Annotated in this window: 16 protein-coding genes; 13 read left to right on the forward strand and 3 right to left on the reverse strand. The window is 64.7% G+C overall.

What is annotated here, in order from left to right:
• Positions 1–41: 41 nt before the first annotated feature.
• From AC1DQQ_RS19530 to AC1DQQ_RS19575, 10 genes are all read left to right on the forward strand, one after another.
• Complete coding sequence (locus tag AC1DQQ_RS19530; RefSeq protein ID WP_478046444.1) at positions 42–1562, forward strand: rhamnogalacturonidase; 1521 nt, start codon at positions 42–44, stop codon at positions 1560–1562.
• 71 nt (positions 1563–1633) lie between these two features.
• On the forward strand, positions 1634–1948 hold the full coding sequence (locus tag AC1DQQ_RS19535; RefSeq protein WP_478046445.1) for an L-rhamnose mutarotase: 315 nt from the start codon (positions 1634–1636) through the stop codon (positions 1946–1948).
• Complete coding sequence (locus AC1DQQ_RS19540; RefSeq protein ID WP_478046447.1) at positions 1941–4994, forward strand: beta-galactosidase; 3054 nt, start codon at positions 1941–1943, stop codon at positions 4992–4994. The genes AC1DQQ_RS19535 and AC1DQQ_RS19540 overlap by 8 nt, the downstream gene beginning before the upstream one ends.
• Positions 4995–5095: 101 nt before the next feature.
• Positions 5096–6211: a beta-galactosidase BglB gene (bglB, locus tag AC1DQQ_RS19545; protein ID WP_478046449.1), complete on the forward strand. Its 1116-nt coding sequence runs from the start codon at positions 5096–5098 to the stop codon at positions 6209–6211.
• An 85-nt stretch (positions 6212–6296) separates the two neighbouring features.
• Positions 6297–7847 (forward strand): MFS transporter, encoded by a 1551-nt coding sequence (locus AC1DQQ_RS19550; RefSeq protein ID WP_478046451.1) that lies wholly within the window; start codon positions 6297–6299, stop codon positions 7845–7847.
• A gap of 80 nt (positions 7848–7927) precedes the next feature.
• Positions 7928–8695 (forward strand): FadR/GntR family transcriptional regulator, encoded by a 768-nt coding sequence (locus AC1DQQ_RS19555; protein WP_478031796.1) that lies wholly within the window; start codon positions 7928–7930, stop codon positions 8693–8695.
• A 247-nt stretch (positions 8696–8942) separates the two neighbouring features.
• A complete protein-coding gene (locus AC1DQQ_RS19560; protein WP_478031798.1) occupies positions 8943–10493 on the forward strand; it encodes an alpha-N-arabinofuranosidase in 1551 nt (516 codons plus the stop codon).
• A 249-nt stretch (positions 10494–10742) separates the two neighbouring features.
• The gene (kdgD, locus tag AC1DQQ_RS19565; protein ID WP_478046483.1) at positions 10743–11675 is read left to right on the forward strand and encodes a 5-dehydro-4-deoxyglucarate dehydratase; all 933 of its coding nucleotides are present in this window, start codon (positions 10743–10745) and stop codon (positions 11673–11675) included.
• Positions 11676–11692: 17 nt separating this feature from the next.
• The gene (locus AC1DQQ_RS19570; RefSeq protein ID WP_478046452.1) at positions 11693–12583 is read left to right on the forward strand and encodes a LysR family transcriptional regulator; all 891 of its coding nucleotides are present in this window, start codon (positions 11693–11695) and stop codon (positions 12581–12583) included.
• Positions 12580–14127: a carboxylesterase/lipase family protein gene (locus AC1DQQ_RS19575; RefSeq protein WP_478046454.1), complete on the forward strand. Its 1548-nt coding sequence runs from the start codon at positions 12580–12582 to the stop codon at positions 14125–14127. The genes AC1DQQ_RS19570 and AC1DQQ_RS19575 overlap by 4 nt, the downstream gene beginning before the upstream one ends.
• A gap of 3 nt (positions 14128–14130) precedes the next feature.
• Here AC1DQQ_RS19575 and AC1DQQ_RS19580 read toward each other — a convergent pair whose 3' ends face one another.
• Together AC1DQQ_RS19580 and AC1DQQ_RS19585 are read right to left on the reverse strand one after the other, a co-directional pair.
• Complete coding sequence (locus AC1DQQ_RS19580) at positions 14131–15960, reverse strand: DUF8034 domain-containing protein (RefSeq protein ID WP_478046456.1); 1830 nt, start codon at positions 15958–15960, stop codon at positions 14131–14133.
• Positions 15957–17273, reverse strand: coding sequence for an MFS transporter (locus tag AC1DQQ_RS19585; protein WP_478046458.1), 1317 nt, complete (start codon positions 17271–17273; stop codon positions 15957–15959). The genes AC1DQQ_RS19580 and AC1DQQ_RS19585 overlap by 4 nt, the downstream gene beginning before the upstream one ends.
• A 306-nt stretch (positions 17274–17579) precedes the next feature.
• Here AC1DQQ_RS19585 and AC1DQQ_RS19590 point away from each other — a divergent pair, with 306 nt between their 5' ends.
• Positions 17580–20408 (forward strand): TonB-dependent receptor, encoded by a 2829-nt coding sequence (locus tag AC1DQQ_RS19590; RefSeq protein ID WP_478046460.1) that lies wholly within the window; start codon positions 17580–17582, stop codon positions 20406–20408.
• A gap of 88 nt (positions 20409–20496) precedes the next feature.
• Here AC1DQQ_RS19590 and AC1DQQ_RS19595 read toward each other — a convergent pair whose 3' ends face one another.
• Positions 20497–22515, reverse strand: a complete 2019-nt coding sequence (locus AC1DQQ_RS19595; protein ID WP_478046462.1) for a TonB-dependent receptor plug domain-containing protein — start codon at positions 22513–22515, stop codon at positions 20497–20499.
• A 350-nt stretch (positions 22516–22865) separates the two neighbouring features.
• Between AC1DQQ_RS19595 and AC1DQQ_RS19600 the strand changes: the two genes are divergently transcribed.
• On the forward strand, positions 22866–23648 hold the full coding sequence (locus tag AC1DQQ_RS19600) for a universal stress protein (RefSeq protein WP_478046464.1): 783 nt from the start codon (positions 22866–22868) through the stop codon (positions 23646–23648).
• 16 nt (positions 23649–23664) lie between these two features.
• Positions 23665–24333: an NAD(P)H-dependent oxidoreductase gene (locus AC1DQQ_RS19605; RefSeq protein WP_478046466.1), complete on the forward strand. Its 669-nt coding sequence runs from the start codon at positions 23665–23667 to the stop codon at positions 24331–24333.
• The last annotated feature ends 204 nt before the right edge of the window (positions 24334–24537 follow it).

The following is a 24537-nucleotide window of genomic DNA, read 5'->3' on the forward strand; positions in this document are numbered from 1 at the left end:
CGCGCGACATGCGAGGCTGTAACGAACAGGGCCAAACGACGTTGACGCGCCGATCCTTGAACCTCGGCCTGATCGCGGGAGCATTGCTTCCGTTCCCGGCGCACGCTTCGCACCTGTTCGATGTCAGGGCGTTTGGCGCGAAGGGAGACGGCCGCGTCATCGACAGCGGCGCCTTCAATGCCGCGATCGCGGCGGCCGCGCGCGCCTCGGGCGGCATCGTGCTGGTGCCGGCGGGCCGCTATCTTTGCTTTTCGATCGAGTTGAAGAGCCACGTCACCATCCAGTTGGCGAAAGGCGCGGTGATCGAAGCTGCCGATCCGGCGCGACACCCCGGGCAGTACGACCTGCCGGAGGACGGCGACCAGCTCTATCAGGATTTCGGGCATAGCCATTGGCGCAACAGCCTGATCTGGGGAGAGGATGTCGAGGACGCCGCGATCACCGGCCCTGGCCTGATCCACGGCCTGGGCTTGACGCGTAACGGACCGGGCGCGCGGTGGAAGGCCCAGATCGGGGAGCGCCCGCTGTCGATGAAGGGCATGACCGGCGCTCAGATCGCCGCCCTGGAGCCCGATGTGACCGCGATGCGCGGAGCGGGCAACAAGGCGATCGCTCTGCGCAACGGCCGCAACATCCGCTTGTCAGGATTCTCGATGCTGAAGTGCGGGCATTTCGCGATCCTCGCCACGGGCACGCGCGACCTGACGATCCAGGATCTCACGATCGACACCGAGCGCGATGGCATCGACCTGGACTGCGTGCAGGATGCGCTGGTCGAGAATTGCCGCGTCAACACGCCCAATGACGACGCGATCGTGGTCAAGGCCAGCTATGCGCTGGGTCGCGCGATCCGCGCCGAACGCGTGACGGTGCGGCGTTGCGCGGTGTCAGGGTACGATCTGGGCACGATGCTAAATGGCACTCGTCGCAAGACGCAGCAATTGGCGCCCGATCGCGATCGTGTGACCGGCCGGATCAAGCTGGGAACCGAGAGCAACGGCGGCTATCGCGATATTCTGATCGAGGATTGCCTCTTCACCCATTGCCGCGGTCTCGCGCTGGAGACGGTCGACGGCGGAGTGATGGAACATGTCGTCGCGCGCCGCCTGACGATGCGCGACATTACCACCGCGCCGATCTTCCTGCGGCTGGGTGATCGCCGGCGCGGGCCGCCCGGAACCGGAATCGGTGCCATCCGCGACGTCGCGATTAGCGACGTGGACGCGACCGGTATCGACCATCGATATTCCGCGGCGATCGCGGGCCTCGTCGATCATCCGATCGAGAACGTGAGGCTCGAGAATATCAGGCTGACCTATAACGGCGGAGGCACCGAGGCCGACGCCGCGCGCCGTCCCGAGGAGCATCCCAGCGCGTATCCCGAACCGAGCATGTTCGGCCCGTTGCCGGCCTGGGGGCTATGGGTGCGGCATGCGCGTGGGCTGACGATCGAAGGCCTCCAACTCGCGGTCTCCGCACCCGATACGCGACCGCCGATCCTGCTCGACGATGCCCCGGATACGGCCATCTCCCGGACGCCGCTTTGGCGCGGTCGTGATTGACCCGTGAGGCGATCTCGGATACCAGATTTTGAACATACATACCACATAATGGGTTTGTTCGGGGAGAGGCAGTGTCGATCTGCGCGTTCAAAATGCAGCTGAAACCCGGCGTGATCGACGAATATCGTCGTCGCCATGACGAGATATGGCCGGAGCTGTCGGCGTTGCTGACCGCGGCCGGCATTTGCGATTATTCGATCTTCCTCGACGAGGACACGTTGGCACTGTTCGCGGTGCTGAAGCTGCGCGAAGATAATGATCGCGACGCGCTGCCCGACCATCCGCTCATGAAGAAGTGGTGGGATTACATGGCGCCGCTGATGGAGGTGGAAGCCGATAACCGGCCGAAAGAATGGTCGCTTCCGCTGATCTTCCACCATGCGTAGGATCGCGGGATTATCGATCGGCCCGGGCGCGCTGGCCAGTCTTCTTCTGGCCACCGCCGCCCCCGCACAGACCGCGCGGCCGACCGAGAACCTGACCGCGCCGGCGAAGACATTCGGTCGCGTATCCTATGATGCGCGGTCGCTGATGATCGACGGCAAACGCAAGGTCATCTGGTCGAGCGAGTTCCACCCGTTTCGCCTGCCCAGTCCGGACCTGTGGCGCGACATCCTGCAGAAGATGAAGGCGAGCGGATTCAACACCGTCGCGCTGTATTTCGACTGGGGCTACCACAGTGCGAAACAGGGCGAATACGACTTCACCGGCATCCGCGACATCGATCGCGTGCTGACCATGGCGGAGGAGGAGGGGCTCTACGTCATTGCCCGCCCCGGGCCGTATGTGAATGCCGAGCTGTCGCGCGGCGGTTTTCCCGGCTGGCTGGTCAACCAGAAGGCTCGTGCCCGCACCGACGACCCCGCTTATCTGGCGGCGGTCGACGAGTGGATGTCCAGGATCGACGCGATCGTCGCGCGGCATCAGATCAACGGCGATGGCAAGGGGCATCGCGGTACGATCATCCTCTATCAGATCGAGAACGAGCTGCCGCTGACCACGTCGGCGCAACGGCGGTACATGGATCATCTCTATGCCAAGGTGCGCGCCGATGGCGTCACCATCCCGCTGTTCCATAACGATCAGGGGCGCAACGGCTATTGGGTGCCCGACAGCTCGCCCGTCGATAAGGTGGTGAAGGGTCCGAACGACCTCTACGCGTTCGACGGCTATCCCGGCGGCACCTGTACTGCGACCGGGAAGGTCACGCGCGGGTCGGCTGCGCCCGATTGGGGCTTTTACGGTCCCGGCGGCGCGAGAGGCGGGGCCTCGGCTTCGCCCGACACTCCCGCCTTCCTCGCCGAATTCGGCGGCGGCTGGTTCGATTATTGGGGGTCGAATGGCGGCTATGAGTGCAACGCGATCCAGCGCGGCAAGCGGTTCCAGCGTGTCTTCTATGGCACCAACCTGGCGAACGGCATCGACATCCAGAGCTTCTATATGGGCTTTGGCGGGACGAGCTGGGGCTGGCTGCCCGCGCCCGTAGTCTTCACCAGCTACGATTATGGCGCAGCGATTTCCGAAGCGCGCGAGCTGCGCGACAAGGCCGAGGAGCTGAAACAGCTGGGCGGCCTGATCGCCAATGTCCCCGCTCTCGCCGGTATGGTTCCGGCCGGGCCCGCGACAGCCTCCTCTTCCAATATCCAGGTCTATCACGACAAGAGCCCCGAGAGCGGCGCGCGCTTCCTGATGGTCACGCACCGGCCGTCGAACGGCCAGACCGACGACCGCTTCACGATCACCGCCGACCTGCCCGATGGGCATTACACTTTCCCGCAGGCCGCGCCGATGCAGCTGAACGGGTTCGATGCGAAATGGCTGCTCGCCGGAGTCGATCTTGGCGCGCAGCGGCTGGTCTATTCGACGTCCGAGCTACAGTCGCGTCAGACCGTCGACGGCGTGGATCTGGTCTTGCTCTATGGCCGGCATGGCGAGGGCGGAGAGACCGTCCTGCGCTATGCGTCCGCGCCCAAAGTCGAATTGCTCGAGGGGCAGGCGACGAGCGCGTTCGACGCTGCGAAGGGCGACCTTCGGCTGAATTACGCGCATGACGGCCGAACGGTAGTCCGCGTGACCGGCGGCGGGCGTCCGCCGCTCACGCTCCTACTGGCCGACGAAGCCGAGGCTGTGCGCTACTGGCAGCGCGATACCGCCGCCGGCTCGGTTCTCGTACGCGGCCCCGCGCTCGTTCGCCGGGCCGATGCAAGCCGCGACACATTGATGCTGACCGGCGATACCAAGGCCGAGACACCGCTCGAGCTTTGGGCGCCGGCGGCAATCAAGCAGATGCGCTGGAATGGCGCGGCCGTCGCGTTGAAATCCGGCGCGGTCGGCAACCGCCTCGCGACGCGGCCGCTGGCCGGGCCCATGGATTTCGCGCTTCCCGCGTTGACCGCCTGGCGGATGGCGGCGGGGTCGCCCGAAGCCGATCCCACGTTCGACGACAGCAAGTGGCAGGCTGTCGACAATCGCGAGGCGGCGACGATCACCGCCAAGCCCGACGGTCAGCCGACCCTGGTCATGGATTCCTATGGCTTCCACGACGGCGATGTCTGGTATCGCGGCCGTTTCACCGGATCCCCGGAAGCGCAGCAGATCGCGCTGTTCTACGGCGCGGGCGGCGCGGGAATGGTGCAATTATTCCTCGACGGCAAGCTGGTCGGCCAGGACGAATTGGCCAGCGGCCTGCCGCGGCCGATCACTACCGGACTGGCGCGCTTCGCGTTGCCCGAGACCGCGCGGGCACCTGGCGAGCACGTGCTGGCGATCATGGTGCGCAACAACGGCCACAATTGGGACCTCGGCGCGGATGAATTCCACAAAGAGGCACGTGGGCTGGTCTCGGTCTCGATCGAGGCATCGGCCGGGCGCAGCTTCGCGGTGCCGATCGCCTGGAAGATCCAGGGCAAGGCGGGCGGCGAAACGCTGCCCGATCCGGCGCGCGGCCCCGCCAATAACGGTGGCCAATATGGCGAGCGCATGGGCTGGCACCTTCCCGGCTTCGACGACGCGAAATGGGCAGCAGCGACGGTGCCCGCGGCGGCACCATCGGCCGGCACGATTTGGTATCGCACGCGCTTCAATCTCGCCGTGCCGAAAGGGCAGGACGCCACGATCGCCCTCGCGTTCGGCGATACCGATGTGCCGCGATCGAAGGCGCGCTATCGCGTGCTGCTCTTCGTCAACGGTTGGAACATGGGACAATTCATCGCCCATGTCGGGCCGCAGCGCGTGTTCCCGATCCCCGAGGGAATCCTGAATCATCGCGGCAGCAACACGGTCGCGCTGGCGGTCACTTCCGACGGCGCGCCGGGCGACGCATTGGAAGCGGTCAAGCTGGTGGCGCTGCGCAATGTCGCCGGCGGGGTGCCGGTGCGCATGGTGCCTGCGCCCGCGCATCCCGCCGAGCTCAATTCGGTCGCCGCGAAATGATCGGCGACATCGTCATCCGGCGCCGGTTGTCCGGCCGCCATCATATCAAGGCGCGCGGCCGGGCTCTGCCGGTCGCGCGCTTCATCAACAGGAGAAATTGATTGGCCGCCGTTACCCATGACGTGCCGCACGGCGACGTTATCACAGCGATTGATAAGCTGATCGACAATTTGCTCAACATCAAGGACGAGACGGGCGAGTTTCTGCTCCGGCTCGAGGATGGGCGGGTTATCGACACCAAGGGCTGGGCCGGTTGGGAATGGACCCACGGCGTCGGCCTGTTCGGCCTGTGGCGCCTGTTCGAGCAGACCGGCGACAAGAAGGCGCTGGCGGTGATCAAGCAATGGTTTGACGATCGCTTCGCCGAAGGCACGCCGACCAAGAACATCAACACCATGGCCCCGTTCCTGACGCTGGCCTATCTCTACGAATACGAATCCGATCCGCGCTACGTCTCCTATCTCGACACCTGGGCCGAATGGCTGATGGCGCCCGACGGCCTCCCCAAGACCGAGGAAGGCGCGTTCCAGCACCTCGTTTACAATGACGAGAATCCGGGCGAATTGTGGGACGACACGTTGATGATGTCGGTCCTGCCTTTGGCCAAGATCGGCCTGTTGCTCGATCGCCTGCAATATGTCGAGGAGGCCAAGCGCCAGTTCCTCGTCCACATCAAATATCTCTACGACAAGAAGACCGGGCTGTGGTTCCACGGCTGGAACTTCAACGGCCGGCACAATTTCGCCGAAGCGCTATGGGCGCGCGGCAATTGCTGGGTGACGATCGCGATTCCCGAGATCATCGAAATCCTCGATCTGCCGCCGGGCGACGCCTTTCGCATCTTCCTGATCGACACGCTGGCGGCGCAGGTCAAGACATTGGCCGAGACGCAGGATGCCGATACCGGTCTGTGGCACACGCTGATCGTCGATCCGACCAGCTATCTGGAGGCATCGGCCACTGCGGGCTTTGCTTACGGCATTCTGAAAGGGGTGCGTAAGGGCTATCTGCCACGCCATTACGAGGCGGTCGGGATCAAAGCGGTGAAGGGTGTGCTCGCCAATATCGACGCGGCGGGCGAACTGAAGCAGGTCTCTTTCGGCACTGCGATGGGTGACACGCAGCAATTCTACAAGGACATCGCGCTCACCTCGATGCCTTATGGACAAAGCCTGGCGGTGATCGCGCTGGGCGAATTCCTGCGCACGTACATCTGATGGCGGCGGTCGGGCATTTCCGGCACGGCGACGGCATGGTCTGTCGCTGCGGCATCGCTTCCACTGCACTCAAGGGGCGATAAAGATGGCCAGCGCGCCAATCGCGGAGAACCCGACTGCGCCGATGCGGCCTGTCCGCTGGTACAACCTGCTTTTCTACGGGTCGAACGACATCCTGGGCGCAGGGTCGATGGCCGTCATCAGCACGTGGATCCTGATCTTCTATACGAGCTTTTGCGGCCTGTCGGCGGCGGAGGCGACGATCATCTTCGGCGTGGCGCGCATCCTCGACGCCTTTACCAGCCCGGTGATCGGCCATTTGTCGGACAATCTCGGCCGCACCTGGCTGGGCAAGACATTCGGCCGGCGGCGGTTCTTCATCCTGGCGGCCATTCCGCTTCTTCCCTCGTTCGCGATCATGTGGGTCGCGGGGCAGGGCTTCTGGTATTATCTCGTCACCTACGTGTTGTTCGAGATGGTCTATGCGATGGAGATCATCCCGTACGAGACTCTCGCCAGCGAAATGGCGACCGATTATCGGATCAAGGCCAAGTTCGCCGGCGCGCGCATCCTGTTGGGACAATGTTCCGCGATCGCTGCCGCATTCCTTCCGGGCCAGCTGATCAATTATCTCGGCCCCGGCTCGCCGCAGACCTTTCTCTACATGGGTATCATCTTCTCGGTGCTGTTCATGGCAGCCGCCGGTCTGCTCTACGCCTTCAGCTGGGAGCGTCAGCGGCCGCCGGGTCTCGAAGAAGCGGAAGCCGCGGCGCGGCCGTCGCTGGGTGCCGCATTCGCGGCGCTCTACATGAACCTGTTCTCGACGCTGCGCATCCGGGCATTCCGCCTGCATCTCGGCATGTATCTGGGCGGCTATATCAGCCAGGACATCTACAATGCGGCCTTCACCTATTTCGTGATCTTCGCCTTGGCCGGGTCGACCACGATCGTCGCCAATTTGGTCGGCGTGACCTATATCGTCCAGCTGATCGCGGTGGCGCTGGCGATCAACTTCGCGTTGCGCATGTCGCCGTCCGCGGCCTACCGCCTTGCCGCCGGCAGCTTCGCGATCGGCGTCGTCATCTTCCTGGTTATGTACTGGGCCGGTTATACCGCGACTTCGGCGCTGTTCTGGCTGCCGGTAGTGTTCGTCGGCCTGGGCCGGGGTGCGCTCAATTACATTCCGTGGGCGACGTACAATTACATGGCCGATGTCGACGAAATCGTGACCGGCCGGCGTCGTGAGGGGGCATTTGCGGGGGTCATGACTCTCGTGCGCAAATTGAGCCAGGCACTTGCCGTGATCCTGGTCGGCCAGGTCATGGAGGCGTCCGGTTTCGTACCGAAGGCCACGACGCAGAGCCCGCAGACGGTTATCGCAATCGCTGCGGTGCTTGGCATAGGGACCCTTGTGGTGCTGGCGTTCGGCGTGTTCGTCGCCGCGCGTTTCCGGTTGGATCCGCATACCCACGCCGTCCTGCTCGACGAGATCGAGCATTTCCGCGGCGGCGCGCGCAGCCCGACCGATGCGCTTCATGCCAAGGTGGTGGAGGATCTGTCGGGTTGGCCCTATGATAGCCTGTGGGGTAACAATCAGGTAGCTGGCCGTAGTCCAAACGAGCGTCTCGGCGGGTGATGCGCTCCACGCAGGCGGTCGCTGTCATTTCCTTTTTGTAGTTTACGAGGTTCCTTATTTCCAAGCCACCGTCACCCAGAGTGCTGATCTCCGAACAGGCGATCAATGCCGCGCGCGGAATACGGTCGATCAACATTCCATCGACGACACGGATCGCGCGCGCCATCGCGATGGAGATCATCGGCGGCACGTTGAAACCGGGCGACCGGATTTCGGGTGAAGAGGAATCGCTCGAGCGTTTCGGCGTATCCCGGACGGTGTTGCGCGAAGCGATCAAGATCCTGGATGCCAAGGGGTTCGTCACCGCCAAACCCAAGGTCGGCACGCGGGTCCGCGATCGCCAGAACTGGAATTTCCTGGACCCCGAAGTGCTGGCGTGGCGCATCGCGGTCGGGCTCGATCCCGATCTGCTCCAGACGCTTCGCGAGGCTCGCCTCGCCGTAGAGCCGTTCGCTGCCCGCTTGAGCGCGCAACGAGCATCGATCAGCGACCTCGCCGAGATGGAGGCGAGCGTGCGGTTGATGGACGAGGCGATCGGCAACCGGCAGCTGTTTGCCGAAGCGGACCTCAAGTTTCATCGCGCCGTGACCGCAAGCACCGGCAATTTCATCCTGGGATCCTTCTCGGCGATCGTCGAGACCGCCTTGGTGTGCGCGACCTTGCTTCTTCCACTCGAAGACGAGCAGCTTCGCAGCGAAGCGGTACGGCGACATGCCGAGCTGTTCGAGGCGATCGTGGATCATGACGGCGACCGTGCGTCTCGGCTGATGACCGACATGATCGCCTTCGGCGGGGAGGTCGGTGAAATGTCGACAAAGCCGAATCGCCGGCGGCCGGGACAATCCTAGCTTCGATTTCGGCAGCGCCGAAACAACTCCATGCCGGCCGACGCCGATCGCCCGACTGCGACCGGCGTTCGGCAAATGTGTGGCTGCAAATCCTGTACCGAGCCAGCCGCGATAACGAGCGGCCGTAGTCGACCGATCCGGGCCCGCAATATCTCTCTTGCGCTATATTATGTCTGAGTTAAAAAGGGGCGAACCGGCTGGGACAACGTTCCTGGCGACCCGCGCCCCGGTTCCAAGGGAGATGGAAATGCGCTTGTTGCTCGCCGCCTTGGCTATTTGCGTTGCCGTGCCTTCGAGTTCCTATGCGATGGGCGACGAGGACCCTGGTGTGGTCGTCGTTCATGGCGACCGGCCTGCGCCGAAATTCGATCGGCATATCTTTGGTCAGTTCGCCGAGCATCTTGGCCATGGCATTTACAACGGAATCTGGGTCGGACCGCGCAGCAAGATTCCCAACATCAAGGGCTATCGCAAGGATGTGCTCGAGGCGCTCAAGGCGATCCGGGTGCCCGAGATCCGCTGGCCTGGGGGGTGTTTCGCCGACGAATATCACTGGCGCGACGGCATCGGACCGCAGGCAAACCGCAAGGTCTCGATCAACACTCATTGGGGCGGTGTCACCGAAGATAATGCGTTCGGCACACACGAGTTCATGGACTTCTCTGAGCTCGTTGGAGCCGACGCCTATGTCTCGGGCAATATCGGCTCGGCGCCTCCGGTGGAATTGGCCGACTGGGTCCAATATATGACCTCGCCGGTCGGATCGACGCTGGCCAACGAACGTGCGGCGAACGGCCGCAAGGAACCCTGGCGGGTTCCCATGGTCGGGCTCGGCAATGAGCTTTGGGGATGCGGCGGAAACATGCGCGCCGAATATGCCGCAGACCTGACGCGTCGCTACGGCACGTTCGTGAAGATGCCGGCGGGTCAGCATGTCATGAAGATCGCCAGCGGTGCCAATTCGGGCGACACCGATTGGACAGACACCATGATGCGCATCGCCGGAGACAAGATCGACGGCATTGGCGTGCACTATTACACCGTACCGGGCGACTGGGATCACAAGGGCGCGGCAACCGGCTTTGACGAGGATCAATGGGCCCGCACGCTTGCCGCAACCATCCGGATGGACAAGATCATCACCGAACATGCGGCGATCATGGACAAATATGATCCCCGCAAGCGCGTGGCTTTGCTCGTCGACGAATGGGGGACCTGGTACGACGTCGAGCCGGGCACCAATCCCGGCTTCCTGTATCAGCAGAACAGTCTTCGCGATGCGATCGTCGCCAGCTTGAACTTCGACATCTTCGCGCGGCACACGGATCGTCTGCGCGGCGCCAACATCGCCCAGATGGTCAACGTGCTCCAATCGCTGCTCCTCACCGAAGGCGACAAGATGGTGAAGACCCCGACCTATTGGGTGTTCGACATGTACAAGGACTATCAGGACGCGACTGTCCTGACCGTCGACGTCGATTCCCGATCGTACAGCAAGAACGGGTCCACCCTGAAGGCGATCAGCGCCAGCGCCGTTCGCGATGCGGCCGGGGTCGTGCACATGGGCCTCACCAACGTCGATCCGAACCGTGCCGAAACGGTTCGCGTCAAGCTCGATGGCCTCAACGTCACGCGGGTGTCCGGCCGCATCCTGACCGCCACAGCCATGGATGCGCACAACACATTCGGCGCTCCCGATACGGTCAGGCCGGCGCCTTTCGCCGGCGCCAGGATCAGTGATGGGACGCTGAGCGTTTCGCTGCCGCCCAAATCGATCGTGATGTTGGATCTGCGCTGATCGGCAATTGCCGGCCACACCGGGGGTATTTGCCGCTTGTCCGCAACGCAGGCGATACCCCCTAGGGTGGCCGGATCTTTCTCCACACGGTTCTTTCAAATACCGCCGGTCGACATTGTCGCCATCGAGCCAACCCATGCATCGATCAAGTGGCGCTTTGGGTTGGACGGTCCTGTCGCAGCTTTCTAGCAGTCCTTCGAGACCCACGGCACATCGGATCGCCGTCGAGTGTAGGAGATGCTTGTGACGATGATGGGCCCGGGTGAGATGGCGCGTAAGCTGGGCGGCGGTCTGCTGTCCTTCCCTGTCACCCATTTCGATGCCGACGGCGTCTTTCAGGAAGGGGCCTATCGCGCGCATTGCGGCTGGATGCTCGAACACGAGCTGAGCGGTCTGTTCGCGGCCGGTGGCACCGGCGAGTTCTTTTCGCTGACTCCCGATGAGGTGACCAAGGTGGTCGCGGCCGCGGTCGGCGAAGCGAACGGGCGGCTGCCGGTGATCTCGGGTTGCGGTTATGGCACCGCGATCGCGACCGGCATCGCGCGCGACGTTGAAAAAGCCGGCGCCGACGGGGTGTTGCTGCTGCCTCCCTATCTGGTCGGATCGAGCCAACAGGGGCTTGCCGCGCATATCGAAGCGGTATGCAAAGCGACCGGGCTCGGTGTCATCGTCTATAATCGCGACAATGCGATCGTCGACGACGAGACGCTGGCGCGGCTGTGCGATCGCAATTCCAATCTGGTCGGCTTCAAGGACGGCGTCGGCGACATCGAATTGATGACCCGGGTCTATGCGCGGATGGGCGATCGGTTGACCTATATCGGCGGACTGCCGACCGCGGAGACTTTCGCGATGCCGTACTTGACGATGGGCGTGACGACCTATTCGTCGGCGATCTTCAATTTCCTGCCCGAATGGGCGCTGGCCTTTTACAAGGCGGTCCGCGCGGACGAGCGGGCCGAAGTGCTCCAGCGGCTCAAGGATTTCGTGCTCCCCTATATCGCGCTGCGCAACCGCGGCCGGGGCTATGCCGTATCGATCGTCAAGGCGGGGTGCCGCGTCGTCGGGCGCGACGCCGGCCCGGTGCGATCCCCGCTCACCGACCTGAGCGACGCCGAGCAGGAGGAGCTGCGCCAGCTGATCGCGCGGGTCCAGCCCGGGGCTCTCGCCGCGGCGGCCTGACGGCGCTAGGCTGGGGCATGTTCGAACTCAGCCAGCTGCGCTGTTTCGTCGCTGCCGCCGAAGAGCTTCATTTCGGCCGCGCGGCGCAGCGCCTCAACATGACCCAGTCGCCGCTCAGCCGGCAAATCCAGCTGCTCGAACGCATTCTCGACGTGACGTTGCTCGAACGCACCAGTCGCAATGTCGCGTTGACCCCGGCGGGCCGGGTATTCCTGATCGAGGCGCGCCGCATCGTCCGGCTGGCGGAAAGCGCGCAGCTGTCCGCCCGCCGCGTCGCGCGGGGGGACGCTGGCAAGGTCGCGATCGGCTTCACCGCCATCTCGGGCTATAGCTTGATCCCGCAGATCGTGGCGCAGGCGCGGGCGGCCTTGCCCAATATCGAGCTCGAACTGCGCGAGATGGTGACGACCGATCAGGTCGACGCGCTCCTCACCGGGCTGATCGATATCGGCTTCGTCCGGCCGCCGGTTACGCGTCACGAATTCGATACGGCGCTGGCGCTCRATGAGCCGCTGATGGCGGCGCTCCCTGCGGGCGATCCCCGTGCCGGCAAGTCGGTGCTCGATCCCGCCGATTTCGACGGCCAGCCGCTGATCATGTATGCGCGCCAGGGCGCCGGCTATTTCCACGACATGCTGGTCCGTCTGTTCGACGAAGCGGGCGTGATGCCGGATTATGTCCAGCACGTGACGCAAATCCATTCGATGCTCGGGCTGGTGCGCTCCGGACTCGCCGCCGCGATCGTTCCACAATCGGCATCCGAGCTCCACCTGATGGACGTGCAATTTCGCCAGCTGACCACGTGGCCCGAACGCCCCGTCGAACTCCACATGGCGTGGCGCCGCGACAACGCCAACCCGGCATTGGCCCCGATGCGCCAATTGTGCGCGGAGACGGTGCGGACGTGATCGACCGGCGTGCGTTGATCGCGGCGATGGCGGCGGCCCCGGCCTTGGTCGGCGCCTCGCCGTCTCCCGGCGACCCAATCGGCACCACAAGTCATGGCCGCGTGCGCGGAACGCGCGAGCAAGGCGTGCTGGTCTTCCGTGGCATCCGCTATGGCGCCGACACCGCGCCACGTCGGTTCCGCCGCGCGTTGCCGCCAGCCCCATGGTCCGGCATTGCCGACGCGACGCGCTTCGCCGCTGCTGCGCCCCAGACCAAGGCGAGCGAGCCGATCAGCGAGGACTGCCTGTTCCTCAACCTATGGACGCCCGCGCTCGATACCGCGCGGCGGCCGGTGATGGTCTATCTCCACGGCGGCGCGCACAGCCATGGATCGGGATCGGATCCGCTCTATGATGGCGGCAACCTGGTGCGGCGCGGCGACATCGTCGTGGTCACACTCAACCACCGACTGGCCGGACTGGGCTACGCCTATCTCGCGCAACTCGGCGGCCCGGCCGAATCCGGCAATGTCGGCAATCTCGATATCGTCCTCGCGCTGCAATGGGTGCGCGACAATATCGTCCGCTTCGGCGGCGATCCTGCGCGCGTGATGCTGTTCGGCCAGTCCGGCGGAGGCGCCAAGGTAGTGACGCTGATGGCGATGGCCGAGGCGCGACCCCTGTTCCACGCCGCCGCGACGATGAGCGGCCAGCACGTCACCGCGGCCGGCCCCAATCACGCAACCGAGCGTACCCGCGCCTGGATGGCAAAAGCGGGCGCGCGCGACACCGCGGAACTCGCGACGTTGCCGGTCGAGCGATTGGTCGAGGGCATGGCGATGATCGACCCGATCGAACGCAAGGGGGAGATCAGCTTCACCTCGACGCTCGATCACGGCGTGTTGCCGCGTCACCCCTTTTTCCCCGACGCGCCACGAGAAGCGGGACATATCCCGCTGATCGTCGGCAATACGCATGACGAGACGGGCTATTGGCTCGGTGACACGCTCCGGCGGGGCGATACGACCTGGGACAATCTGTCCGCGCGACTGGCGCGCGAGATGGTCAAGGATGTCGGCGTCGACCATGTCATCGCGCGGTACCGGCAGCTCTATCCCGATCGCACGCCCGGCCAGATTCTGCTCGCCGCCTCGACCGCGGGGCGGTCCTGGCCAGGGCATCTCATCCAGGCCGAAGAGCGTGCGAAGATCGGCGCGCCGACCTGGATGTACCAGCTCGATTTTCCGTCGCCCGAGGCTGGCGGCGTGCTCGGCGCGTTCCACACGCTCGACATCGGATTGGTGTTCGACAACTCCCAATTGGCAAGCGCGAGGACCGGTAACGGCGCCGATGCGCGCCGCCTCGCCGGGCAGATGGCCGATGCGTTCATCCGACTGGCGCGGATCGGCGATCCCAATGGCCAGGGTTTGCCGCCTTGGCCGCGCTACGACCTGGCGCGGCGCGAGACGATGATCTTCGACTGCGAGTGCCGCGTCGTCGCCGATCCGCGTCGCGACGAGCGCCTGCTGTTCGCGGTGGCGCCCTATATCAAGCCAGGCGGCTGAGTCTCAGCGACGGTCCCAGGGGAATGCCAGCGTCGGGCGGTGGGCATAGCGCGTCATCGCCAGCATGAGCCGAGCGCCGCAGCCCGGCGCCAGTCGTATCGTGACATCGCGTCCACCGACCGTCCGCGTCACGCCGTCCAGGGTCAGGCGATCGATGCGATGCTCGCCATAAGCGCCGCCCTGCACGATCACGGTACGCGAGCGCGAGCCAAGATTGACCAGGCTCACCTCGGTCGAGCGGTCGCCGAGGCTATGGACCAACGCGCCGACATCCTCCGGCACGCCGGCGCGGCGGCGGTCGGCGTCGAAATAGCGTAGCCGACAATGCAGCGGCACGCCGCCCTGTGGCGGGCTGGTCGGCGACCAGGGAGGGCGGGCGATATGCAGCCCGCCGGTCATCGTCGCGACCAGCGCGCCCGCGCTCGCCGGATTGATATCGATCGGCCAGTCGGCAAGCCGCGTCGCCGGGGTTGTGGGATCCGCGAGACGCGCCGCCACGCGATCCGCGACCAGCTTGAGGTCGCCGGTCAGCGCTCGCTCGGGATAGCCCGGATCGCGGCCTTCGAGGAAAGCGATCCAGGGATGGTCGCCGGCCAGCGCGCGGTCCGCCGGATCCTGCGTCGCGTACCAGATCTCGAATCCGTTGGTGCGATAAGGACCGGGTTTCCAGCCGTACCAGCCATCTGCTCCGTACATGGTTGGCRCCGACACCCGACCGTCGATCGACTTGGCCGCGTCGTTGATCCGCGCATTCTGCCGCCGCCAGAGGCGGATATAGTCGAGGTCGCCGGTCAGCAGCAGCGCGCCGAGGAACGCTGTGATTGCGCGCGGCACGCGGTTGCGGTCCTCGCGCTTGCCGGTCTGGGGCACGATCGGCGAGAATCCCCAGCCATAGACGCCGCGCCACCAATCGGCACCGACGGTGCCATCGGGTCCGACCCGGCTCGGCAGGATATCGCGATTGGCGCGGGCGCGATCGGCCCAGGCATCAAGATAGTCGAGCGCCCAGCGTCGGAAACGCTCCCCGGCGCCCAGCGCATAAGCATTGAGGCCTAGCGTGGTTGCCTGAAGGTTGAGCGGATTGTCGCCGACGACGTCGCCATAAGCGGCATAATGGTCGAGCGTCTGCCGATAGGTCTGCTCGCCATGCTCCATATGGAATGGCCGCGGGTCGAACGGATCGCCCGCCCAGTCGAGCGGGGTCGCGCTGCGCAGCATCGGCCCGCGGCTGCCGTTGAGCAGGCTGCGCATGACGCGATGCGCCGGATCGTAATTGCTGGTGGTCGGATCGTGTCCGGTATAGAAATCGGCGAAGCGCCGGGTACGCGCGAACAGCCGCGGGTCGTGCGGCGCGCTCAGCCCCATCACGTTGAACGTGGTCAGCCCCTCGGCATTGTGCTGCCAGTCCATCTGGACCGGGAATTCGCGGTAATACATGCCGCGCCGCGCGATCGGGACTTCGGTCGTGCGCGCGGCGGTATATTGCCGCAAATGACCCTCGTAAAACCGCTGGGCCAGCGTCAGCAGGCGGTCGGGCGCCCCTAGCGCGTGGAGTGTCACCCAATCGTTGGTAGCCTCTGCCGCGTCGTCCGGGCCATCATTGGCGCCCCAGCGAGCGGCCACCCGCAAGGCATCGTCCGCATCGACATATTTGCCGTAGAACGCCTCGCACGCCGCCATGTTGGCGTCGAGCAACTGGCGCTGCAGACTGGCCCAGCGCGGCGGTGCCATCGGCGTGTCGACCAACACCGGTCCAGGCCGTCCACGCGCCGCCGCGGGGAGCGCTGCCAGCGCCGCGGCGCCGGTGAGCATGACGCGGCGATCGACGATCATGCCGCCAGCTCCAGCCGCCGGATCGGCCCGACCACGACGAGGAAGGCGAAGATCGTCAGCAGGCAGTGCGCGCCGACGAACACCAGAGCGAGGTCGAACGATCCGGTCGCGCCGACGATATAGCCGACCGCGATCGGGGTGACGATGCCGGCGATATTTCCGAACATGTTGAACACGCCGCCCGATAGCCCGGCGAGCTGCTTGGGCGCGACGTCCGCCATGACCGCCCAGCCGAGCGAGGCGACGCCCTTGCCGAAGAACGCGACCGCCATCAGCAGCACGACCAGCCATTCGGCATCGACCCAGACGCAAGCGATGATCAGCGTCGCCAGCAGCATCCCGACGACCAGCGGACCCTTGCGCGCGAGATCGAGATTGCCGGTTCGCGCCAGGATGCGATCGGATGCATAGCCGCCGACCAGCCCACCGACGAACCCGCACAAGGCTGGCGCCGCTGCGGCGAACCCGGCCTCAAGGATGTTCAGCCCGCGCTCCTTGACCAGATAGATCGGGAACCAGGTCACGAAGAAATAGGTCAGCACGTTGATGCAATATTGGCCCAGATAGATGCCCAGCATCATCCGGCTGGCGAGCAGCGGCTTGAGGTTCGCCCAGGTGAAGGTCGGCGTCCGCGACGGCTGCTTTTCCTCCATCCGCACCAGCCCGCCGCCGGATTCGATATGATCGAGCTCGGCCGCGTTGATCGCAGGATGGCGCACTGGGCTATGGATGAAGCCGACAAAGGCCAGCGTCGCGACGATGCCCAGCGCGCCCATCACCCAGAACACCGATCGCCAGCCGTAACTGTGCACCAGCCAGCCCATCAGCGGCGCGAACGCGACCAGCGAGAAATATTGCGCGCTGTTGAAGATCGCCGAAGCGGTGCCGCGTTCGGGTCCGGGAAACCACGCGGCGACCAGCCGGGCATTGCCGGGAAAGGACGGTGCCTCGGCGAGCCCGACGAGAAAGCGCAAGGCGAACAGCATCGTCAGCGCGGCGACCCCCGGCACCCATCCGACCAGCCCCTGCATCGCGGTCATCACCGACCACAAGGCAATCGCGCCGGCATAAATGCGTTTGGTGCCGAACCGATCGAGCAGGGCGCCACCGGGAATTTGCGCGAGGGCATAGGCCCAGGCAAAGGCCGAGAGGATGAAACCGGTCTGGACTGGGGTGAGGCCGAGCTCGTTCGATGCCGCGTTGCCGGCGATCGAGAAGGTCGCGCGATCGGCATAATTGATCGCGGTGATGACGAAGATCAGCGCGATGATGCGGTATCGTACCCAGGTCGGTCGGTCGGTGTCGGTTGCCATCCAGCGCTCTCCCAGTCGGCGCCGCGCCTTTGGCCGGTCGATCACCGCAACTTCATCCCGAACGCTAGCGGCAACGGCGAAAGCGGTCCAAGTCGAAAAGCGGCATGATCCTGCCAATCCGTGGCTAGATCGCGGCGCAGTCAGCATGGTCCCGCCCGATTGGTGCAGGTTCCGCAATGATTCATGCCGTATTGGGGTTGGCCTGACCGGCCAACGCCGGACTACCCCAATGTATCGAGAACCGGCCCGTCGATGAGGCCGGACACAATGACGGCGCATGTGCCGCGAGTTGGGGAGTTACTGAAAATGGCAATCACCGGCATCCATGGGCTGAAGATCGGGCTTGGCGCCACGTCAGCGGCACTTGGTCTGATGGCAGCAGGGCCCGCCTGGGCGCAGGCAGCGTCGGCGGCGGAGCCAGTCGCCGCGCCGACGCCGACTGGCGCGCAAGGCGTGGACGATCAGGCGCCACCGGCGGATATCGTCGTCACCGGCTTCCGCGCCAGCCTGAACAGCGCGCTGGGCATCAAGCGCAGGGAGACCGCCACGGTCGACGCCATCAAGGCCGAGGACATTGCCGAATTCCCCGACCTCAACCTCGCCGAATCGCTCCAGCGCATTCCCGGCGTGGCGATCAGCCGCGTCAACGGCGAGGGCCGCAACATCTCGGTGCGCGGCCTCGGGCCAGATTACACCCGTGTGCGGATCAACGGCATGGAAGCGATCGGCACCACCGGGGGCACCGACAATTCGGGCGGCGTCAATCGCGGTCGCGGGTTCGACTTCAACATCTTTTCGTCCGACCTGTTCAACAGCCTGACGGTCCGCAAGACCGCGACCGCCGATATCGAGGAAGGATCGCTCGGCGGAACCGTCGACCTCCAGACCGCGCGGCCGTTCGACTATAACAAGCCGACCGCGGTCATTTCGGTGCAGGGCAGCTATAACGATCTGCGCAAGCGCGTGACGCCGCGGCTGTCGGGGCTGGTCACGGCGTCCACTCGGGACGGGCGGTTCGGGGTGCTATTGTCGTTCGCCTATGAAGAGCGCCGGCTGATCGAGGAGGGCGCCAACATCACGCGCTGGACCTATGGCGGGTTCAACGGCGGCTTCAACGCCGCCTCGACGATCAACGGCTATACGCTCGCCCAGATCAACGACGCCAATCCGGCGACCGCTCTGTATCATCCGCGCATTCCCGGTCTGGTCAGCTACGACATTTTCCAGAAGCGCCTGGGTGCGGCGGGGTCGATCCAGTTTCGGCCGACCGACCGTACGTTGATCTCGATCGACGGCCTGTTCTCGCGTCTCGACGGCACGCGGAGCGAAGCGCAATTCCAGGCGATCAGCTTCAGTCGCTCGGGCAGCGGCAAGCCGCAGACGATCATCCGCTCGGCGACGGTCGATGCCAATCGCAACATCATCAGTGGTACGTTCGACAATGTCGATCTGCGCGTGCAGTCGCGTTACGACGAGCTCGAGACCGATTTCTATCAGGTCACCGCGACGCTCGACCAGAAGTTCGGCGACAAGCTGAAATTCGGCGCGGTCGTGGGGTACGCCGATTCCGCGTTCAGCAATCCGGTCCAGACCACGGTGACGCTCGACGCGGCCAACACCAGCAATTTCTACTACGATTTCTCGACGCGTTTCCCGACCATCAAGCCGGGCGTCGACGTCACCAATCCGGCGACCTTCGCCTTTACCAACGGCACGTCGGAAGTGCGGATACGCCCGCAAACGGTCGATAACAGCTTCACCAATGCCAAGGGCTTCCTCGAATGGACCGCGACGCCCGAGGTCAAGATCAAGGCGGGGGTCGACTGGCGGCGTTTCTCGTACGATTCGACCGAGCATCGTCGCTTGTCGGGTGAGACCGTCGTCCAGACGCTGACACCCGCGCAGATCGCCGCGGCGACCAAGGTGTTCACTGGGTTCGGCAAGGGGCTCGACGTGCCAGCGGGCACGCCGACCGCGTTCGTCGTGCCCGACCTCAACGCCTTTGCCAGCCTCTATGGCATCTACAGCGATCCGCTCTACGCGACTGGCGGCGTGGCCAATGCGACGGCCCGCGGATCCTATGTCACGGTGGTCGAAAAGGACCTCGGTGCCTGGGGCATGGCGGAGTTCAATTTCGCCGATGCGGGCCTGCCGCTACGCGGCGATATCGGCTTGCGCTATGTGCGCACCAACCAGGTCTCGACCGGCTATGCCAGCCAGGGAGCGGCGATCAACCTGGTGACCGCGACGCGCAATTACGATCGCTGGCTGCCGTCGGGCAATCTGGTGTTCGACGTGACCGACAAGCTGCTCGTCCGTCTGGCCGCGGCCAAGACGCTGGCGCGTGCCGGCATCTCGGCGATCACCCCCGGCGGCAACCTCAACGTGTCGGGCGGCAATCGCAGCTTCAGCTCGGGCAATCCCGATCTGGTGCCGACGGCATCGACCAATTTCGACGCCAGCGTGGAATGGTATCCGTCGAGCGGCGCGATCTACGCCGTGTCGGCGTTCCAGAAGAATATCGATACGTTCGTTCAGACGTTGAGCGTCACCGTTCCGTTCTCGTCACTCGGTCTGCCGGACTCGCTGTTGGCCGGCACCACCGCGTCGCCGAGCGATTCCTTCATCGTCACCCAGCCGATAAATTCCAGCGGCGGCAAGTTGCGCGGGTTCGAAGTCAACGTCCAGCAGCCCTTCACCTTTCTCGGCGGCTGGGCGAGCCATTTCGGCGTGCTGGCGAACTTCACCTATGTCGATTCGAATATTCGATATCTGATCTCGACGAGCGGATCCGCCTTTGTCACCGCGCCGTTGGTCGGCCTGTCGAAATACGCTGCCAACGGCACGCTTTATTATGAAGACAAGAAGCTGTCGGTGCGCGGCTCGGTCGCGTATCGCTCTCGCTATCTGACCGCGGTGCCGGGGACCGAAGGCAATAGCTATAACGGCACCAACTCGACGTTGAACGTCGATGCGCAGATTTCGTACAATCTTACCGATCGACTGAAACTGAGCCTCGAGATGATCAATCTGACCGACGAGCTCAACGATCAATTTGTCGATTCCACCAATCGCCTCAATGTGCTGACCCATAGCGGGCGGCAGTTCAATTTCGGCGCCCGTTTCGCCTTCTAACCTCCTGAAAGGCGACGCTGAGGCCGCCCCCGCAACGGGCGGCCTCCTTTTTTTGGGGCGGCGAGGAAGGCACCTCAGTTCGTCCATCCTATCCCCCGAAGCGAACACCGATCCACAGCGTTCTTGGCGTGCCAAGGTCGATCGATCCGGCCTGGTTGCGAGTCATGACCTGAGCATCGAATACATTTTCGGCGCGGACGACCGCACTGAAGCCACGCGTGATCGGCAGCTTGCCGAACAAGTCGACGGTGGTCGCCGCGGCCAATTTGTCGGTCTGCAAATCGTCCTCATATTGGTCGCCGACATAGCGCAACGTCGCCGACAATATGGGGCCGGCCTTGGGGGACCAGGCTATCGTCGCGCTGGCCGCATGGCGGGGGCTTTGCGCCGGAACGAATCCGTCGAACGCGTTGCCCGGCGCCCGGACCTTGCTGTCCGAATAAGCATAGGAGGCGGACATCATCATCGCGCCGCGCCGCCAGACGATATTCGCCTCGACTCCTTTCGCCTCGACGGCGTCGACATTGCGGCGCTGGCGCAGGTTGGTACCGATCGTCACGTTGGCGATCGCATCGGCCAGCTTGTTGTAGAACAAGGTGCCTGAAACCGTCAGACCGGGTAGGGGGGTGATGTCTATTCCAGCTTCCACCCCGCGCAGCCGCTCCGGCTTCAGGCCGGCGTTGGCCTGGGTGGTAACGGGAAAGACGGTGAACGGCCGATAGAGCTCGTTGAGCGTCGGCAGGCGGAAACCGGTATATCCCGCGGTGCGCAAGGCGACCGCGGCAACAGGACGATAGAGCAAGCCGGCGCGCCCGGTGAATTCGGTCCCGCTGCGATCGGGGAATGATTTGGTGCTGGTCGCAGCGCCGGCGCTGTTGCGTTCGTGGAAGAAGCCCCGGGTCAATGTCCAATGATCGAGCCGTGCGCCGCCGGTCAGCACCAATTTGCCGAGCGTCCAGTCATCCTCGACGAACAATCCCGCGACGCTCGAATTGCCGCCGGCGTTGCGCCGCGCGGTCACCGCGCCGGCGCTGTTATAGGCGTCCTCGAACAGTTCGCCATCGGCCAGCCTGACATCGCCGCCGATCCTCACGACCTGGTCGTGGCCGACCGGCGGGCGCAGTTCGATCTTGCCGCCGATGCCGGTCGCGGGCGTGTTGCGCTGGTCCAGCGTCAGCTTGAAGCTGGTCGCGCTGATCACCTTGTTGGAGAAATTGCGTGCCTGAACATAGGCGAGTGCGTCGACCTGCCAGCCGCCGCGATGGACCAGCCGGACGCTCGCATCTTCGCCCTCCGAACTCGAATCGGCGCCGCGAAAGCGCAACGTTCGGTTGTCGCCGAACAGCAGGCCATGGAATTGCAATTCGGTATCGGCGTCGATCGGCGCGACCGCGCGAGCCGATGCAGACCAGTCGCGGTACCGCGCGGGAACGCTCGCCGCGACGCGTTGATCGTCGGGCGTGGTATAGAAACCGTCGCCGCGCTCGAACCGGCCCGACAAAGTCGCGAAGCCGCCGCCGAGGCTCGGCGAGACGCTGGCCGAGATACTTTCCGATTCCCGGCTACCGTACAATGCTTCCGCGTTCAGCAGCGGCAAGTCGCGCCGCCCGGCGCTGACCAGTTCGATCGTGCCCGCGACGGCACCGGCGCCGAACGGCCCCGACCCGCCGCCGCGCGTCACGCGAATACCGGCGAGGCGATCGGGCACCAGCGCATTGAACGGCAGATAGCCGAAAAAGGGATCAGCGATCGGCACGCCGTCGAGCAGCACCAATGTCCGGCTCGAGGCATTGCCACCCAGCGCGCGCAGGGTCGCGCCTTGCGCCGACGGATTGGCCGAGCGGCTGTCCGAGCGGCGAAACTGTTGAAAACCGGCGACGTCCGCAAGCACGTCCTCGACGCGGCCCGAGGCGTCGTTGGTCAGCCGATCGCGGTCGATCGTCGTCGCGCCATAAGCCGGTGTGCCAGGCGGCAGATCGAGCCCGGTACCCAGCACCACTATATCGTCATCCGCCGCGGCCGGGGCGGCGGGGGCGTTCTGCGCCTGTGCGGCGATCGGCCAGGCGATCGAAGCGATGAGTGCGAGGCGCGCGGTGCGTAACGACATCGGCTGACCCTATGAGGATGGAGCGGCGACCGGAGCGGTGGCCCCGGACGCCGCCCTTTGCAAGCGGCACTAGAAGAACAGGATGGCGCCGGCGGCGGTTGCATTGCATGTCCTGCAGCTGGCGTGACATCGCTCGACAAACGGACAAAAGCGACGAGCAAGGTTGGCGAAGAGCGTGGACTGGTCGGGTCAGGATTTGGTGCCCGTCGACATCTGCCGTGGCGAACCAACAAGCTAAGCCGCCGAACACCCGTATCGGGGATAACGCGTATATCCGGCGCGCCTGCGCGGTTGGTACATCATGACCGATCCCGGGCCGCTTCGGCGATGCCCGAATACAGGAGAAAGTCATGCGCGACGTGCTGGTGCTGATCCACGACGATGTCGGACAGCAATCCCGACTGCAGGCGGCGTTCGACCTCGTTCGGGCGAGCCAGGGCAGGCTTCTTTGCGTCGATCTGGCCGAGCCGGATGTCGGAGGGGCGGGGGCGGCACGCGGCGGATCGCTGGTGATGGAAGCCGAGCTCGCGCCGCTTACCACGGTCCGCGATCAGGTCGAGGCGAGTGGGCTCTCGGCGCAGTGGATCGAGCGCCGCGACGACATGCTCCCGGCATTATCCGAATTGGCCGCACTGGCCGATCTGATCGTGATGAGCGCGCCGCGCGCGGACCTCTTTCCTCCCACCTATGCCACGATCGGCGAACTGCTGGTCAGCGCCGACACGCCGATCATAACGGTGCCGCCGGAGTCGCCGGGCATATGCCTGAACGGCGAGGTGCTGATTTGCTGGGACGGATCGCGCGAGGCGCATCATGCCATGGTGGCGGCAATCCCGCTCTTGCGGCGCGCTTCGACCGTCACGATCGTCGAGATCGACGATGGTTCGCTGAAGCTTCCTGCCAGCCAGGCGCAAACTCTGCTCGCGCAGCGCAACATCGCCTCGCAGGTTCGCTCGGACCTCGCGTTCGGCGAGAAAGCCGCTTTCCCGATCCTCGAGCAGATCGCTCTGCTCAAGGCCGATTACGTGGTGATGGGCGGGTTCGGTCATTCGCGCCTGGTCGAAAGCATCTTCGGCGGCGTGACCCAGCGGCTCCTGCAGGAAAGCCCCGTGCCGCTCTTTCTCAAACACTGACGCCGGGAGACAGGTCATGGCGATCGACCCTATCCGACATTTGGTAGTGCTCGCCCATCCGCGTCGCGGGAGCTTCAATCACCAGATCGCGCAGGCCTATTGCGACACGGTCGAGGCGTGCGGTCAAAGGCCGTTCCTGCGCGACCTCTATCTGAACCGCTTCGATCCGGTGCTCGAATATCTTGGCGAAGCTCCCGAGCTGGAGGTCGTCTATGACCTAACCGAAATCCGGCGCTGCGATGTGATAGTCTTCGTCTATCCGATCTGGTTCGGCGGACCGCCCGCGATGATCAAGGGCTATGTCGATCGCGTCCTCGGTGCCGGGTTCAAACCGAGCCATGACCATGCCCAGGCGCACAATCCCTTTCTCAAGGGACGTCATATGATCAGCTTCTCGACCTCGGCATCGACCCAGGCTTGGCTTGGCGAACAGGGTCAGCTGACATCGCTTCGCGAAAGCTTCGACCGCTATCTCGGCACGATCTTCCAGCTCGCCGCGACCGAACACGTCCATATCGATGCGGTCGTCGAAGGGCTGAGCGAGCAATATGCCGCCGAGCAGCTGGAGCGTGTCCGCGAGGCGGCGCGGAGCACTTGCGCGACCGTGCTCGACGCGGCGCGCCGCGCGGAGATGGCACGGCTTGCCGAAGGGGGAACAGGGCAGGGCGCCGCCCCCGCAGCCTGAATGCCGGCGTCGCGCGTCTACGTATGATCCCCGATAGGCCGGGCAGCGAGGCGCGTCCTATCCCGGCATCGCTCGACGAGGAGAAGACCGATGGAGCAAGTCACACCGGAAACACCGCCAAGCGAAGCCGCCGAAGAGCTTTGGCTCTGTAGCCACGAGCTTTGGCTGCAGCCCGTGCAATGGTGGACGGCGTGGTGGAATGCT

Source organism: Sphingomonas sp. P4_G3 (assembly GCF_056401105.1).